Raw genomic sequence first — 12,908 nt, 5'->3', positions numbered from 1 at the left:
CGGTCACCCCGCGGGTCACTGCGCGAGGCCCACCACCAGCCAGATGAAGCCCACTCCGGCGACCGTGCACAGCAGGGTGGAGCGGGCCGGGTGGTCGTGGTGCGCCTCGGGCAGGATCTCGGCTGCGGCGAGGTAGAGCAGCGCGCCGCCGAAGAAGCCGAGATAGCAGCCGAGGAGTTCCTCCGGAAGGGTGAACACGAGTGTCGTCGCCGCGCCGATGACGGGCGCCGCCGCGTCCGCGTACAGCATCGTCAGGGCCTTGCGGCGGGCGTTCCCGTACAGGCTGGTGATCGTGTACGTGTTGAAGCCGTCCGCGAAGTCGTGGGTGATGACGGCGAGGGCGACGGCCGCTCCCATGCCGCCGCCGACCTGGAAGGCCGCGCCGAGCGCCACGCCGTCCATCAGGCTGTGCAGGACCATGGCGGCCGCCGCTGTCAGTCCGACCTGGGGCACACGTTCCTCGCTCGCGCCGTGTGCCGCCTGGCGTACGGCGAGCAGACGCTCCACCAGGTGTGCGAAGAGGAAGCCGCCCACGAACAGCAGCAGGGCCGCCGGTACGCCGAAGACGAGGCCGCCCGCGGCTTCGATGGCCTCCGGCAGCAGGTCGAGGCCGACGACTCCGAGCATCAGTCCACCGGCGAATCCGAGCACCAGGTGGCGGCGGTCGGTGACGCGCTGGGCGACCCAGCCGCCGACCAGGGTCATCAGGAACGCGCCGAGCGCGACGAACACCGCCATGGGCTCTTGCTAGCCGATTGACCCCGGTGCCCGCATCCCCGAATCCCACGATCCACGTTCTCGAAAGGACCCGTCCCATGTCCGAAGCAGTCGACGCAGCAGCCGCGCCCACCCGCGGCACCGTGACGTTCGTCGGTGCCGGCCCCGGCGCCGCCGATCTGCTGACCTTCCGGGCGGCGCGGGCCATCGCGGACGCCGACATCGTCATCTGGGCGGCGAGCCTCGTGCAGGAGGAGGTCCTCGACCACGCCCGGGAGGGTGCCGAGATCCTGGACTCGGCGCAGATGTCCCTCGAAGAGGTGGTCGCCGTGTACCGGCGTGCGGCGGACGAGGGGCTGAAGGTGGCCCGTATCCACTCCGGTGACCCGGCGCTGTGGGGCGGCACCCAGGAGCAGGTCGACCGGTGCGGCGAACTCGGGGTGGCGGTCGAGATCGTGCCCGGTGTGTCGTCGTTCTCGGCAGTCGCCGCGGTCGTGCAGCGCGAGCTGACGATTCCCGAGGTGGCGCAGTCGGTGATCCTGACCCGGCTCGGCGGCGGGAAGACGCCGATGCCACCCGGCGAGGAGGTTCGCGAGTTCGCCCGGCACGGCACGACGATGGCGCTGTTCCTGTCGGCGGCCCGCTCCGGTCAGCTGACCGAGGAACTGCTGGAGGGCGGCTACCCGACCTCGACGCCGGTGGTGATCGCGTACCGGGCGACGTGGCCGGAGGAGCTGATCCTGCACTGCACGATCGAGACGCTGGAGGCCACGGTCAAGGAGCACAAGCTCTGGAAGCACACGCTGTTCCTGGTCGGCCCGGCGCTGTCGGCGTCGGGAACGCGGTCGCACCTGTACCACCCGGGGCACTTCCACGGATACCGCAAGGCCGACCGGGCGGCGCGGGCCGAGTTGCGCGCCCAGCGGTCCGGCTCGTGATCCGGGTCTTCGGTACGGGGACGGGGGCGCCGCCGACGCCCGAAGCGGTGCGGGCGGTGGCCGGGGCCACGTTGGTGGTCGGGGCCCGGCGTCATCTGGACGCCGGAGCGCTTCCGGCGGGCGCCGGGCGGGTGGTGCTGGGGCCGCTGGCCCCGGCCCTCGACCGGATCGGGAAGCACCTGACCGAGGACGGGGCGCGGGTGGTGGTGCTGGCGTCCGGTGATCCGGGGTTCTTCGGGATCGTGCGGGCGCTGGCGGAGCGGTTCGGGCCCGCGGCGCTCGATGTGCGGCCGGGGGCGCCGTCGATCGCCGTGGCGTTCGCCCGCCTGGGTCTGCCGTGGGACGACGCGGTCGTCGTCAGCGCGCACGGGCGTGACCCGCGGACCGCGGTGAACGTGTGCTTCGCGCACCCGAAGGTCGCCGTGCTGACGGGGCCGGGCGCCGGTCCGGCCGAGTTGGCTGCCGGGCTGCTGTACCGGAGCGAGGAGCGGACGCTGGTCGTCGCGACGGCGCTCGGTGACCCGGAGCGCGAACACGTCGAGCGGCTGGCACCCCGGGAGGCGGCGGGCCGCGACTGGCCGGATCCGGTGAGTGTGGTGCTGTGCCTGGACGAGTCGCGGGCGCTTTCGCCGGTACGGACAGTGGCCGGTCCGGCCGTCGGTCCGGCCGGATGGGCGCTGGACGAGGCGGAGTTCGAGCACCGCGACTCGATGATCACCAAGTTCGAGGTGCGGGCGCTGGCACTGGCCCGGCTCGGGCCGCGCACGGGTGATCTGGTGTGGGACATCGGGGCCGGTTCGGGATCGGTGGCGGTGGAGTGCGCACGGCTCGGCGCGGCCGCCGTGGCTGTCGAGAAGACGGCGGACGGGGTCGAGCGGATCCGGGCGAACGCCGCCGCGCACGGGGTGTACGTGCGGGCGGTGCACGGTGCCGCGCCCATAGTGCTGTCCGATCTGGCGGACCCCGACGCGGTGTTCGTCGGAGGCGGCGGCCAGGACCTGCCCACGATCGTGACGGCGTGCGCCCGGCGGGCGCGGCGGGCCGTGGTGGTCGCGGTGGCGGCCCTGGACCGGGTGGGGCCGGTGCGCTCGGCCCTGGCCGCGGGCGGGTTCGTGCCCGAGGGTGTGCTGCTGCAGTCGTCACGGCTGGCGCCGCTGCCCGGTGACGTGACCCGGCTCGCCGCGGCCAATCCGGTCTTTCTGCTGTGGGGCGTCCGCTCCGCGGCCGGTGCAAGTGAAGGAGCAACCCAGTGATCGGCCTGATCTCCGCGACGGCGGCGGGTGCCGTCGCCCGTGACCGGCTGGCCGCGGCCTGGCCCGGCCGCGTTGTGGTCTACGACGGTCCGGTGGGCGAGGCCGTGCGGCGGGCGTTCGCCGAGTGCGAGCAGCTGGTGTGTTTCCTGGCGACGGGGGCCGTGGTGCGCCTCGTCGCCCCGCTGCTCGCGGACAAGTCGGCCGATCCCGGTGTCGTCTGCGTCGACGAGGCGGGGCGCCACGCGGTGGCGCTGCTGGGCGGCCACGGCGGCGGGGCGAACGCCCTGGCGGTGGCGGTCGGTGAGGTGCTGGGTGCGGCGCCGGTGGTGACGACGGCGACGGACTCGGTGGGCGTGCCCGGGCTCGACATGCTGGGGCTCCCCGTGGAGGGGGATGTCGCGGGGGTGTCGCGGGCGATGCTGGACGGTGCGCCGGTGGAGTTGCGGGCGGACGCGGTGTGGCCGCTGCCCGCGCTGCCGCCGAACGTGGGTCCGGGACGCGCGGGTGCGGCGGTGCTGCACCTCAGCGACCGTTCCGTGGAACTCGGGGCGCGGGAGGCCGTGTTGCGGCCGGCCTCGCTCGCCGTCGGGGTCGGTGCGTCGAAGGGCGCGCCCGAGGACGAGGTGTCCGGGCTGATCCGGGACGCTCTGGCGGAGGCCGGCCTCTCACCGTTGAGCGTCGCGGAGCTGGTGACCGTGGACGCGAAGGCCGGGGAGCCCGGGATCGTGGCCGCCGCCGCACGGCTCGGCGTGCCGCTGCGGACGTACCCGGCCGAGGAGCTGGCCCGGATCGAGGTGCCGCACCCGTCCGACGCGCCGCTCGCCGCCGTCGGCACGCCTTCGGTGGCGGAGGCCGCCGCGCTCGCGGGCGGCGGTGAACTCCTCGTACCGAAGCGGAAGTCGGCCCCCGAGGGGCGGGCGGCGATGGCCACCTGCGCGGTGGTGCGCCGCGCACCGCGCGGGCGGCTCGCCGTCGTGGGGCTCGGTCCCGGGGCGCGCGACCTGCTGACGCCGCGGGCCCGCGACGAGCTGCGGCGGGCGTCGGTGCTGGTCGGGCTCGATCAGTACGTCGACCAGATCAGGGACCTGCTGCGGCCGGGCACCACGGTCCTGGAGTCGGGGCTCGGCGCGGAGGAGGAGCGGGCCCGCACCGCGGTCGCCGAAGCGCGCAAGGGTCATGCGGTGGCCCTGATCGGCAGTGGTGACGCGGGGGTCTACGCGATGGCGTCGCCGGCGCTGGCCGAGGCGGGTGCCGACATCGACGTGGTGGGTGTGCCGGGGGTGACGGCAGCGCTGGCGGCGGCCGCGATCCTGGGCGCCCCGCTGGGCCACGACCACGTCTCGATCAGCCTCTCCGACCTGCACACGCCGTGGGAGATCATCGAGCGCCGGGTACGGGCCGCGGCCGAGGCCGACATCATCGTGACGTTCTACAACCCGCGCAGCCGGGGCCGCGACTGGCAGCTCCCGAAGGCGCTGTCGATCCTGTCGGAACACCGGGATCCGGCCACTCCGGTCGGGGTCGTACGCAACGCCTCCCGGCCCGACGAGTCCAGCCGGGTGACGTCGTTGACCGCGCTGGACCCGGCGACCGTCGACATGATGACCGTCGTCACCGTCGGCAACACGGCCACCCGTGAGATCGCGGGCCGCATGGTCACCCCGCGCGGCTACCGGTGGCAGTCCGCCACGGTCGCGCCCGCGGCGCAGGCGGCCCCGTGAACCGGCCCGCACCCACCACCCCGCACCCCACCCCCAGGAACACCGAGGAGACTTCGTGAACACCCCGTCCGCCCAGCCCGCACTGCTCATCGCCGGCCACGGCACCCGGGACGAGGGCGGGGCCGCCGCCTTCCGTGACTTCGTGGCCGAACTCGGCGCCCGTAACCCGCAGTTGCCCGTCGCGGGCGGTTTCATCGAACTGTCTCCGCCGCCGCTCGGCGACGCCGTGACCGAGCTCGTCGAGCAGGGCGTGAAGCACTTCGCGGCCGTTCCGCTGATGCTGGTGTCGGCCGGGCACGCCAAGGGCGACATTCCGGCGGCCCTGACCCGCGAGAAGGAGCGCCACCCGGGCATCTCGTACACGTACGGGCGTCCGCTGGGCCCGCATCCGGCGCTGCTGAAGGTGCTGGAGCGGCGTGTCGGGGAGGTGCTGGGCGACACGGACCGGTCCGAGGTGACGATCCTGCTGGTGGGCCGCGGCTCCACCGACCCGGACGCCAACGCCGAGGTGTACAAGGCGGCGCGGCTGTTCTGGGAGGGCCGGGGCTACGCGGGTGTGGAGACGGCTTTCGTGTCGCTGGCCGCCCCTGACGTGCCGACCGGTCTCGACCGTTGCGTGAAGCTGGGTGCGGGGCGCATAGTCGTTCTGCCGTACTTCCTCTTCACCGGCATCCTGCCGGACCGGGTGCGTCACCAGACCACGGAGTGGGCCGCCGCCCATCCTGAGCTGGACGTCCGGCCGGCCGAGGTGATCGGCGCGGCGGAGGAACTGCTCGATCTGGTCATGGAGCGCTACCGGGAGGCCGTCAAGGGCGATCTGCGGATGAACTGCGACTCTTGCGTGTACCGGATCGCACTGCCGGGCTTCGAGGACAAGGTGGGACTGCCGCAGCAGCCGCACTTCCACCCTGACGACGACGGCCATCACCCCCACCCCCACCATGGCGGTCATGCACACTCCCATTGAGAGTCCCGACGCTACAGGCGCGGGCGCGCACGATCTGCGTCATCACGGTGACGCGGAGGTACGGGGACGGGGCCGGGATCTGACCGATCTCGCCGTCAACGTACGGGCCGGGACCCCACCGGCCTGGCTGAAGGAGCGGATAGCCGCGTCCTTGGGCGCGCTCGCGGCGTACCCGGACGGTCGCGCGGCGCGTGCGGCGGTCGCGGCCCGGCACGGGCTGCCGCCGGAGCGGCTCCTGTTGACGGCGGGTGCGGCGGAGGCGTTCGTGCTGATCGCACGCGCGCTGCCGGTTCGAAGACCGGTCGTGGTGCATCCGCAGTTCACCGAGCCGGAGGCGGCGCTGCGTGCCGCCGGGCACGACGTGGGACGGGTGCTGCTGCGGGCCGGTGACGACTTCCGCCTCGATCCGGCGGCCGTGCCGGCCGACGCGGATCTGGTGGTGGTCGGCAATCCGACCAACCCGACGTCCGTGCTGCATCCGGCGGCCGTGCTGGAGCGCCTGGCACGTCCCGGGCGGACGCTGGTGGTCGACGAGGCGTTCATGGACGCGGTGCCGGGCGAGCGCGAGGCGCTGTGCGGGCGTACGGACATCCCAGGGCTCGTGGTCCTGCGCAGCCTCACCAAGACCTGGGGGCTCGCCGGGCTGCGGATCGGCTATGTGGCGGCGGCGCCGGAGACCATCCGCACGCTGGAGGAGGCGCAGCCGTTGTGGCCGGTGTCGACCCCGGCACTGGCGGCGGCCGAGGCGTGCGTGGAGCCGCGGGCGCTGGCCGAGGCGGCCGCGGCTGCGGACAGGATCGCGGTGGACCGCCGCCATCTGGTGGCGGGCCTGCGGGAGTTCACCGAGATACGGGTGGTGGAGCCGGCGCAGGGACCGTTCGTCCTGATCCGGCTGGAGCGGGGCGCCGAGATACGTGAGCGGTTGCGGATGCTGGGCTTCGCGGCCCGGCGCGGCGATACGTTTCCCGGACTCGGCGACGACTGGCTGCGGCTGGCGGTACGGGACCGTACGACGACCAACCGCTTCCTTCAGGCGTTCGACCAGGCCCTCCAGGCGCTGTCCGCGGTGAGCCGCTGACTCCTGCCGGGCCCGGGCCGCCGGCCCGACTCGGGGCACGCATGGAACGGGGAGCGGTGCTCCGTATACGGAACACCGCTCCCCGTCCCCCCTTTTTTATCCCCTACGGCCCCCCGGCCGCCCCCTCGGGCTGTGGCTTGCTCCCCCGGGTGTCAGTCCTGCGCACGCCGCCGGGCCACGACCATCGCGCCGGCGCCGACCGCCAGCAGGAGGGCGGCGCCGCCGGCGACGTACGGCGTGGTGGAGCTGCTGCCCGTCTCGGCGAGGTCGGCGCCCGGGTCGGCGGCCTGGGGTGCGTGACCGGTGCCGGTCTGCGGCTTCACGTCGCCGCCGGTGTCGCCGGCCGTGGAGCCTGTCGTGGAGCCTGTCGTGGATCCCGCGGTGTCGGATCCGCCGCCGGTCGAGCCGCCGTTGCCTGAGCCGCCGTCGGTCGAGCCGCCGCCGGTGGACCCGCCGTCCGACGAACCCCCGTTGTCACCGCCGCCGTTGTCACCGCCGCCGTTCTCGCCGCCGCCCGTGCCGCCCGCCTTCGGCGTCTCGCACGTGGCCTCGGCGAGCGTCACCTCGCCCTTCACATCGGCGACGTTCAGGTCGAGCGGGTTGACCGAGACCTTCAGCTGGAGCGCCACCGCGGCCGCGGTGCGCGAGGTGGTGCTCGTCTTCGACAGGTCGAGCGTCACGGAGCCGACACCCGGCACCGCGATCTGCGTGGTGCCCGCGGCGGTCAGGGTGACGCGCTTGCCGAGGACCTTCACATGCCCCAGCACGTTCGACTCGGCGACCGGCTTGTGGCCGACCTCGCAGACCGCCTTGGAGGTGACCTGCTCGACCTCGATCAGCGAGAGCCGCGGCAGGCCGGGCAGGTGCAGCTTCGCCTTCACGACATTGCTGTAGCCCTCGGCACGGTGCTTGCGGACGGTCGCCTTCGCCGTGGCCACATCGGCACTCAGCACGCTGACAGGCTTTTTGCCCTCCACCCCGTCGAGCTTCACGCTGAGCGCGGTCTTCTCCGCGCTCCGCGGCGCCTGCACCTCGTTGAGCGTGGCCTCGAGCGGCACGTCGATCGCCTTGTTCAGGAACGAGACGTCGAGTGCGGTACGGAGCACGACCGCGCTCGCCTTTCCTCCGCCGGTGGTCGTGGTCGCGGTGGTGGCCTGCGCCGGGACGGCGACCAGCAGGGCGACGGGAGCGGCGGCGACCGCCAGGGCGGCGAGGCGGAAGGTGTTGCTGTTCAAGATGGTGGAACCCCCACAAGAGACATGGAGCCACCGGCGCCGTCCAATGGGGGACATCGCGGGCACCGGTGGCCTCGACTCCGTGAATCTTTACGCACAGAGGGTGAACTGACAGACACCTGACGTGAGTTCACCCCAAAGGGGGGTTTCCGCGCTTGTATTCGATTATTCCGGCACGTGCGTTCCTCGCGTTCACCCGTTTCACTGAGCGTGGGCGGCTCGACAGGTCCTCGCACCGGAGTGTGCGGAAGTGATTCAACGAGCGGGTGCGCTCCGGGTAACTGCCGGTCAACACGGCGCATCCCGGGCCCGTCCGGGACCGGACCGGCCGGATCAGCCGATCACGCGCCCGTTCAGGACGATCCGGCGCGGGGCCGCCAGCACGCGCACGTCCGCCCGCGGATCCTCGTCGTACACCACCAGGTCGGCCGGCGCGCCCTCCTCCAGCCCCGGCCTGCCGAGCCAGGCGCGGGCGGCCCACGTCGTCGCGGACAGCGCCTCCAGCGCGGGGATGCCCGCCTTGACGAGCTCCGCGACCTCGTCGGCCACCAGACCGTGGGCGAGCACCCCGCCCGCGTCGGTGCCGACGAACACCGGCACCCCCGCGTCGTACGCGGCGCGGACGGTGTCGTAACGGCGTTCGTGCAGCCGGCGCATATGGGCGGACCAGCGGGGGTACTTGGCGTCGCCGCCCAGCGCGAGCGCGGGGAAGGTGGCGATGTTGACCAAGGTGGGGACGATCGCGACCCCCCGTTCGGCGAAGAGCGGGACGGTCTCCTCGGTCAGCCCCGTCGCGTGCTCGACACAGTCGATCCCGGCCTCGACGAGATCGCGCAACGAGTCCTCGGCGAAGCAGTGCGCGGTGACCCGGGCTCCCAGCCGGTGGGCCTCGGCGATGGCCGCGGTGACGGCGTCGCGCGGCCAGCAGGCCGTCAGGTCGCCCACCTCGCGGTCGATCCAGTCGCCGACGAGCTTCACCCAGCCGTCTCCGCGGCGCGCCTCCTGCGCGACGTACGCCACCAGCTCGTCGGGCTCGATCTCGTACGCGTAGTTACGGGTGTAGCGCCGGGTCCTGGCGATGTGCCGGCCGGCCCTGATGATCTTCGGCAGGTCCTCGCGGTCGTCGATCCACCGGGTGTCCGCGGGCGACCCCGCGTCCCGCAGGAGCAGCGCGCCGGCCTCCCGGTCGTCGAGGGCCTGCTTCTCGGTGGTCGCCGTGTCGACGGCGCCGTGGTGGTCGAGCCCGACGTGGCAGTGGGCGTCGACCAGGCCCGGCAGGGCCCAGCCGGTGACGACGAGCGCGTCGTCCGCACCGGCGGGCCGCTCGTACGTGACGCGTCCGTCGACCGCCCAGAGCTCGTCCCTGACCTCCTCGGGCCCGACGAGCACCCGCCCCTTCACCTGCAGCACCCGCGGCGCCTCGTGATCACTCATGGACAGCACTGTACGAGGCGCCCGGCCGCGCGCCACGCCCGCTCCGGCCCGGTCCCGGGCCCGGGCGGCGGACGGGTCCGGGCCGTCCGCGCAGGGCTCGGTACCCTCGGTGCAGGCCTGGCCCGCAGGCCGGTCCGCACACCGACCAGATCCCGAAGAGAGCACCACCGTGACGCACCCCTTCCTCGACCTGACCCCGCTCACCGCCGCGCATTTCGCGGCGATCGAGCGGCGGGTGGCCGGTCTCCTCGCCACCGAGCAGGACGTCGTCATCATGCAGGGCGAGGCGCTCCTCCCCCTCGAAGGCTGCATCAGGGGCGCCGCCCGGCCCGGTTCGACGGCGCTCAACATCGTCACGGGGCCGTACGGGCAGACGTTCGGCAACTGGCTGCGCGACTGCGGCGCCGAGGTCATCGATCTCGCGGTGCCGTTCCACTCGGCCGTGACCGCCGCCCAGGTCGCCGAGGCGCTGGCCGCGCACCCGGAGATCGACTTCGTCTCCTTGGTGCACGCGGAGGCCGCCACCGGCAACACCAACCCGGTCGCGGAGATCGGTGAGGTCGTCCGGGCGCACGGGGCGCTGTTCATGCTGGACGCCGTCGCCTCGGTGGGCGCCGAGCCGCTGCTGCCGGACGCCTGGGGTGTGGACCTGTGCGTGATCGGGGCGCAGAAGGCGATGGGCGGCCCGGCCGGGGTGTCCGCGGTGTCGGTGAGCGCCCGCGCCTGGGAGCGGATCGCCGCCAACGCGCAGGCCCCGCGCCGCTCCTACCTCTCCCTGCTGGACTGGAAGGAGCGCTGGATCGACGGCGGCCGCCGGGCCCTGCTGCACGCCCCGGCGCAGCTGGAGATGCTGGCCCTGGATGCCTGTGTGGAGCGGATCGAGGCGGAGGGGCTGGACGCGCTGATGGCCCGTCACGCCGTTGCCGCCGCCGCCACCCGGGCCGGTGCCATGGCACTGGGCGGCGGCCTGACGCCGTACGTGCACGAGGCGCGGGACGCCGCGCCGGTGGCGACCACACTGCGGACGCCGGACGGCGTGGACGCCGCGGACCTGGTCGCGCAGGCGCTGGCGGCCGAGCCGTCGCTGCCGCTGATCGCGGGGGGAGGGGCGCTTTCCAAGGAGATGATCCGGGTCAATCACTACGGGGTGGATGCGACGCGGGGCGCGGTGCTGTCCTCGCTCGCGGCTCTGGGGGCGGCGCTGGCCGGTGCGGGCCGGCGGGTCGATCTGGAAGCTGCCCGGAAGGCCGTTTCGGAAACCTGGCCCAACGCATAAATTCCGACGTATTCAATAAATGCGGGGAGCTGCCTTATTCAGAGCAGCTCCCCGCATTCTTCTGCCCGCTTTTCCGGAGGCTAAACACCCCAGTTTCCGGGGCGTCCGATCTCCACAATTCGGTTGCGTTCTACGAGAGTTACGACCTTGTGACCGACTCCACAGCGAGGCGCATTATGCCAGATAAATGCCTACCAAATCGGGTGAAAGCATAGCGATTTCGCGCCGGTGCGCACGCTCGCGTGATAACACAAAGCATCGCACCACCCAACCCCTTGGCCCGATGCAATTTCGAAATTTGCTGGGTAAATTCAATTCGCATGACCGCCGCACCAGCAGATTTTGCACGTGCCCGAAGCGAATTCATCACGATCGACACCCCGCGAGTGGAGGACGGAGCCGCGATCTGGCGCATAGCCCGCGACTCCGAGGTCCTGGACCTCAACTCCTCGTACAGCTACCTGCTGTGGTGCCGTGACTTCGCGGCGACCTCCGTGGTCGCCCGCGACGAGACCGGCGCCCCGGTCGCCTTCGTGACGGGGTACCTCAGGCCCGACCGCCCCGAGACGCTCGTCGTCTGGCAGGTGGCCGTCGACCACGGCCACCGCGGCACCGGCCTGGCCGCGAAGCTGCTGGACGCCCTGACCGCCCGCGTCGCCGGCGAACAGGGCCTCGCCTCGGTCGAGACGACCATCACCCCGGACAACAAGGCATCGGACCGCCTGTTCACCTCCTACGCACAGCGCCACGACGTGGCACTGGAACGCGAGGTGCTCTTCGACGGCGGCCTGTTCCCCGAGAACACCCATCTGCCGGAAGTGCTCTACAGCATCGGCCCGTTCCACGCCTGAGCAGGCCCTTTCCGGCGGGTGCCGCCCGTCGTAGTCACCTTGACCGCCGCCCGTCACACCCCCTCACGCAGGAGACCCGCTGTGACCATCACCCCGCCCGCCCTCAGTGTCTTCGAGACCCTCGAGTCCGAGGTACGCAGCTACTGCCGCGGCTGGCCCGCCGTCTTCGACCGCGCGCAGGGCGCCCGGCTGACCGACGAGGACGGCCACTCGTACCTCGACTTCTTCGCCGGAGCCGGCTCGCTCAACTACGGCCACAACAACCCGGTGCTGAAACGCGCACTGATCGACTACATCGAGCGCGACGGCATCACCCACGGCCTCGACATGGCGACCACCGCCAAGCGGGCCTTCCTGGAGACCTTCCAGAACGTCATCCTGCGGCCGCGCGACCTGCCGTACAAGGTCATGTTCCCCGGCCCGACGGGCACCAACGCCGTCGAGTCGGCGCTGAAGCTGGCCCGCAAGGTGAAGGGCCGCGAGTCCGTGGTCTCGTTCACCAACGCCTTCCACGGCATGTCGCTGGGCTCGCTCGCCGTCACCGGCAACGCCTTCAAGCGGGCCGGCGCCGGCATCCCGCTGGTGCACGGCACGCCGATGCCGTTCGACAACTACTTCGACGGCCAGGTCCCCGACTTCCTCTGGTTCGAGCGGCTCCTGGAGGACCAGGGCTCCGGGCTCAACAAGCCCGCCGCGGTGATCGTGGAGACCGTGCAGGGCGAGGGCGGCATCAACGTCGCCCGCGCCGAGTGGCTCCGCGCGCTCCAGGACCTGTGCCACCGCCAGGACATGCTGCTCATCGTCGACGACATCCAGATGGGCTGCGGCCGGACCGGCGGCTTCTTCTCCTTCGAGGAGGCCGGCATCACGCCGGACATCGTGACGCTGTCGAAGTCCATCAGCGGCTACGGGATGCCCATGGCGCTCTGCCTGTTCAAGCCCGAGCTGGACATCTGGGAGCCGGGCGAGCACAACGGCACCTTCCGCGGCAACAACCCGGCGTTCGTCACCGCGGCCGCCGCACTCGACGCCTACTGGTCCGACGGCCAGATGGAGAAGCAGACCCTGGCCCGCGGCGAGCAGGTCGAGCACGCGCTGCTGGCCATCTGCGGCGAGCACGACAGCGCGCAGTTCCGCGGCCGCGGACTGGTGTGGGGCCTGGAGTTCAACGACCCCACGCGTGCGTCCGCCGTCTGCGCCCGCGCGTTCGAGCTGGGGCTGCTGCTGGAGACCTCCGGCCCGCAGAGCGAGGTCGTGAAGCTGCTGCCGCCGCTGACCATCACCCCCGAGGAACTGGACGAGGGCCTGCGCACGCTGGCCCGCTGCGTCCGCGAGACCGCCTGAGAGGCGGTCGGGTGACCGCGTCCGCTTTCCGGTCCGTGGTCACCCGACCGCCTCCGCCCCGGGGCCGCCCCGGGCGGGCCCGATGAGAAACACC

Annotated in this window: 10 protein-coding genes and 1 pseudogene; 8 read left to right on the top strand and 3 right to left on the bottom strand. The window is 72.6% G+C overall.

What is annotated here, in order from left to right; genetic code table 11:
* Positions 1-15: 15 nt before the first annotated feature.
* The gene (locus tag ACIBJG_RS31635; protein ID WP_359314924.1) at positions 16-738 is read right to left on the bottom strand and encodes a ZIP family metal transporter; all 723 of its coding nucleotides are present in this window, start codon (positions 736-738) and stop codon (positions 16-18) included.
* A gap of 77 nt (positions 739-815) precedes the next feature.
* On the opposite strand from ACIBJG_RS31635, the gene cobM reads away from it, so the two are divergent.
* From cobM to cobC, 5 genes and pseudogenes are all read left to right on the top strand, one after another.
* The gene (gene cobM, locus ACIBJG_RS31630; protein ID WP_399312717.1) at positions 816-1,655 is read left to right on the top strand and encodes a precorrin-4 C(11)-methyltransferase; all 840 of its coding nucleotides are present in this window, start codon (positions 816-818) and stop codon (positions 1,653-1,655) included.
* Positions 1,652-2,908 carry a precorrin-6y C5,15-methyltransferase (decarboxylating) subunit CbiE gene (cbiE, locus tag ACIBJG_RS31625; RefSeq protein ID WP_399312715.1) on the top strand — a complete coding sequence of 419 codons (1,257 nt, stop codon included), beginning with the start codon at positions 1,652-1,654 and terminating at the stop codon, positions 2,906-2,908. Before cobM ends, cbiE begins: the two co-directional genes overlap by 4 nt.
* A complete protein-coding gene (gene cobJ, locus ACIBJG_RS31620; protein ID WP_399312714.1) occupies positions 2,905-4,629 on the top strand; it encodes a precorrin-3B C(17)-methyltransferase in 1,725 nt (574 codons plus the stop codon). The genes cbiE and cobJ overlap by 4 nt, the downstream gene beginning before the upstream one ends.
* A 55-nt stretch (positions 4,630-4,684) precedes the next feature.
* The gene (locus ACIBJG_RS31615) at positions 4,685-5,596 is read left to right on the top strand and encodes a sirohydrochlorin chelatase (protein ID WP_399312713.1); all 912 of its coding nucleotides are present in this window, start codon (positions 4,685-4,687) and stop codon (positions 5,594-5,596) included.
* Positions 5,565-6,674 (top strand): annotated as a pseudogene (cobC, locus tag ACIBJG_RS31610) (Rv2231c family pyridoxal phosphate-dependent protein CobC); the annotation flags it as partial. The gene ACIBJG_RS31615 and the pseudogene cobC, both read left to right, overlap by 32 nt.
* 152 nt (positions 6,675-6,826) lie before the next feature.
* Here cobC and ACIBJG_RS31605 read toward each other — a convergent pair.
* Positions 6,827-7,909, bottom strand: a complete 1,083-nt coding sequence (locus ACIBJG_RS31605) for an SCO1860 family LAETG-anchored protein (protein WP_399312711.1) — start codon at positions 7,907-7,909, stop codon at positions 6,827-6,829.
* Positions 7,910-8,242: 333 nt separating this feature from the next.
* A complete protein-coding gene (locus ACIBJG_RS31600) occupies positions 8,243-9,343 on the bottom strand; it encodes an amidohydrolase family protein (RefSeq protein WP_399312709.1) in 1,101 nt (366 codons plus the stop codon).
* Positions 9,344-9,512: 169 nt separating this feature from the next.
* On the opposite strand from ACIBJG_RS31600, the gene ACIBJG_RS31595 reads away from it, so the two are divergent.
* The 3 genes from ACIBJG_RS31595 (at position 9,513) to ectB (ending at position 12,814) form a co-directional block, all read left to right on the top strand.
* Positions 9,513-10,619, top strand: coding sequence for a pyridoxal-phosphate-dependent aminotransferase family protein (locus ACIBJG_RS31595; RefSeq protein WP_399312708.1), 1,107 nt, complete (start codon positions 9,513-9,515; stop codon positions 10,617-10,619).
* 320 nt (positions 10,620-10,939) lie between these two features.
* On the top strand, positions 10,940-11,470 hold the full coding sequence (gene ectA, locus ACIBJG_RS31590; protein WP_399312707.1) for a diaminobutyrate acetyltransferase: 531 nt from the start codon (positions 10,940-10,942) through the stop codon (positions 11,468-11,470).
* A gap of 81 nt (positions 11,471-11,551) precedes the next feature.
* Positions 11,552-12,814 (top strand): diaminobutyrate--2-oxoglutarate transaminase, encoded by a 1,263-nt coding sequence (gene ectB, locus ACIBJG_RS31585; protein WP_399312706.1) that lies wholly within the window; start codon positions 11,552-11,554, stop codon positions 12,812-12,814.
* Positions 12,815-12,908: the final 94 nt, after the last annotated feature.

The organism is Streptomyces sp. NPDC050422, from assembly GCF_044458665.1.
Classification (GTDB): domain Bacteria; phylum Actinomycetota; class Actinomycetes; order Streptomycetales; family Streptomycetaceae; genus Streptomyces.
The sequence above is the reverse complement of the archived record's forward strand: the minus strand, read 5'-3'. Positions and strand labels throughout refer to the sequence as shown.